Origin of the sequence: uncultured Candidatus Puniceispirillum sp., assembly GCF_963979125.1 — a bacterium.
In the GTDB taxonomy this organism is placed as follows: domain Bacteria; phylum Pseudomonadota; class Alphaproteobacteria; order Puniceispirillales; family Puniceispirillaceae; genus Puniceispirillum.
Genome location: NZ_CAXBVX010000158.1, coordinates 1 through 3012 on the forward strand (window position 1 = coordinate 1; position 3012 = coordinate 3012).

3 protein-coding genes and 1 pseudogene are annotated in these 3012 nt (G+C 48.8%); all 4 read left to right on the forward strand.

Going from position 1 to position 3012, the window contains the following annotated elements:
* A pseudogene (locus ABNT28_RS10645) lies at positions 1-237 on the forward strand (cation acetate symporter); the annotation flags it as partial.
* Between the two features lie 134 nt (positions 238-371).
* On the forward strand, positions 372-725 hold the full coding sequence (locus ABNT28_RS10650; RefSeq protein ID WP_332924567.1) for a hypothetical protein: 354 nt from the start codon (positions 372-374) through the stop codon (positions 723-725).
* 50 nt (positions 726-775) lie between these two features.
* A complete protein-coding gene (locus tag ABNT28_RS10655) occupies positions 776-2674 on the forward strand; it encodes a propionyl-CoA synthetase (RefSeq protein ID WP_332924566.1) in 1899 nt (632 codons plus the stop codon).
* Between the two features lie 17 nt (positions 2675-2691).
* Positions 2692-3012: trimethylamine methyltransferase family protein (locus ABNT28_RS10660; protein WP_332924565.1), on the forward strand; the 321-nt coding region annotated here is incomplete at its 3' end.

The window sequence follows — 3012 nt, forward strand, 5'->3', positions numbered from 1 at the left end:
GTTATGATCAGTTGCTTTGGCGCTGGTACATGGTATCTGTATATGGTGCAGTTCGCTGGCATGACGCCATGGCTTGGCCTAGACGGTCTGCGGTTTGGTATGATCGGTATGCCGATTAGCCTGATCCTGATGATTGTCGTGAGCTTGGCTACCGAGGAGCCGGATGAAGAAACCCAGAAGATGGTTGACGAAATTCGTATTCCAAAGGGTAAAGCTGTGCTGGACGCATCGCAATAAGCGGTCATAGAGCGAATGTTACAATGAATGCAAGGGGCGGGGGCTTTTCCCCGCCCTATTTTTTGCTAGTGTAAATATGAATTACCTTGTTGGGTAAAGAGATTTGAAAAGAAATTGCTAGGGGAATGCCGGGGATGGAAAGCGGATTTTCAACAATTGTCCTGATCATGGATTATGTGATGGGTGCCGCCATGTGGACATTGATTGGCCGGTTTGGCATGTCGCTGTTCGTCGCTGAAAATTCTGATTTCTTTTTCATGAAGGCATTCGTCAAAATAACCAACCCCATGATAGTGGTTATGCGGCGATTAACGCCCCCATTCCTGATTGACAGAATGAAGCCGCTTTATGTGGCATGGTTTCTATATATGATCAGGTTTTATATTATGCCTGCCGTTCTGGGGTATGATGTGATGGGTATGCTGTCATTTCCGCTGGAGTCTGATGTGGCGATAATAATTTATGATCTGGGACAAATTTTTAGATAAAGCCGCGTAAAGCAAGCGGGCAAAGACATTTTGCGTGGGGAGTGCGATCGATGAGTGCGTATAAATCTCTTTTTGAAAAAGCCGCTGGCGACAGTCAGGGATTTTGGCTTGATGCGGCAAACGGCATTGATTGGGTGTTGCCACCATCGTCTGCGCTGGATGCGTCGCGAAAGCCGTTTTACAGCTGGTTCCCCGACGGGGTTATGAATACGTGTTTTAACGCTGTTGACCGGCATGTGATGGCTGGCCGTGGTGAGCAAGATGCGTTGATATATGACTCGCCTATCACGGGCTCGGGACGCAAGCTCAGCTTTGCCGAACTGCAACAGAAAACTGCGCAATTTGCGGGTATGTTACAATCCTATGGTGTGGAAACAGGCGACCGCGTCATTATTTATATGCCGATGATCCCCGAAGCGGTTATTGCCATGCTTGGATGCGCGCGCATGGGCGCTGTGCATTCAGTGGTCTTTGGTGGTTTTGCGGCGGCTGAACTTGCCAAACGCATTGATGACGCAACACCCAAAGTCATTATCAGTGCGTCTTGTGGGCATGAGCCTAACCGTATTGTCGAATATAAACCCTTGTTGGATGCCGCCATTGACATGTCGGATCACAAGCCATCGCATTGTGTGATTGTCCAGCGGGATGCCTTGCAAGCGGATCTTGTTACGGGTCGTGATATTGAATGGCATGATGCCCATAAAAATGTGGCCGAATTGCCTCCCGTTCCGCTAGCCGCATCAGCATCGCTTTATATTCTCTATACATCAGGCACCACAGGTCAGCCCAAAGGCATTGTGCGTGATAATGGTGGCCATGCTGTGGCATTGAACTGGTCGATGTCGGCGATTTATGACATGAAACCCGGCGAGGTTTATTGGGCAGCGTCGGATATTGGCTGGGTCGTTGGACATTCCTATATCGTCTATGCACCTTTGTTGTTCGGATGCACCAGCATTCTGTTTGAAGGCAAGCCTATCGGAACACCTGATGCGGGTGTGTTCTGGCGGGTGATTGCCGATCATAAGGTCAAAGTGCTGTTTACGGCACCGACAGCCTTTCGGGCGATCAAGCGCGCTGATCCAGATGGTGAGCTGATTAAAAAATATGATATTTCATCACTCGAATATCTGTTTCTTGCTGGCGAGCGTGCCGATCCAGATACAGTCACATGGGCAGAAAATAAACTGAACGTGCCTGTTATTGACCATTGGTGGCAAACAGAAACGGGATGGTCTATTTGCGCCAATCCGATGGGTATTGAAAAGTTGCCTGTCAAATTGGGATCGCCTTCGGTGCCGATGCCAGGCTATGAGATTGATATTCTTGATGCAGAAGGCGAGATTGTACCCCCCGGCGAATTGGGGGCGATCGCGATTAAGTGGCCTTTACCACCGTCGGCCATGTCAACAATATGGGGTGCTGATAAGGCCTTTGTTGAAAAATATTTCACCACGTTTCCGGGCTATTATGAGTCAGGTGATGCTGGCTTTAAAGATGAAGATGGGTACATCTATATCATGGCGCGTACCGATGATGTGATTAACGTTGCTGGCCATCGGCTATCGACAGGGCAATTAGAAGAAGTGCTGGCCGATCATCCGGACATTGCCGAATGCGCTGTTATTGGCGTGGCTGATGAATTGAAAGGCCAGTTACCGCTTGGCATGATCTGTCTATATCCAAACTGCCTGCGCCCAGCCGAAGACATCATAGCTGAGGCGATAGCCCTTGTGAAAGAGCGCGTTGGCCGTGTATCGGCCTTTAATCTGCTGGTTGTTGTTGACCGCTTGCCAAAAACACGGTCAGGCAAGGTGTTACGAAGCACGATGGCAAAGATTGCTGATGGACAAGAATGGTCAACGCCAGCAACGATTGATGATCCAGCTATTCTTGATGAAATTACTGTTCAATTAAAAACGATTGGATATGCGAAACATTCATAAATGGGGGACTGTTCGAATTGTCACCATCAGACATTGTTAACCGCGCTGGCGGCCGCTCATCACGCAGAGCAAAGCGGGCGCTACATGTGCCGCCCATGTTGCCAACATTGGAAAACCGTTTGCCTCTGACGGCGCCAATGGATGAAGATCAGATTGCACGAATTGACGATGCCTCAATGTCCATTCTTGAAGATGTTGGTGTTGTTTTTCGTGATCCAGTTGCCCTTGATGACTGGCGTAAAGCAGGCGCCAATGTTGTCGGAGATTTGGTAAAATTTGATCGGGCTCATATTCGCAGTCTGATAAGTTCAATCCCCCAGACGATAACAATTCATGCT

Coding starts and splice junctions, on each gene's coding strand:
- ABNT28_RS10650 (WP_332924567.1), top strand. CDS start 372: ATGGAAAGCGGATTTTCAACAATTGTCCTGATCATGGATTATGTGATG.
- ABNT28_RS10655 (WP_332924566.1), top strand. CDS start 776: ATGAGTGCGTATAAATCTCTTTTTGAAAAAGCCGCTGGCGACAGTCAG.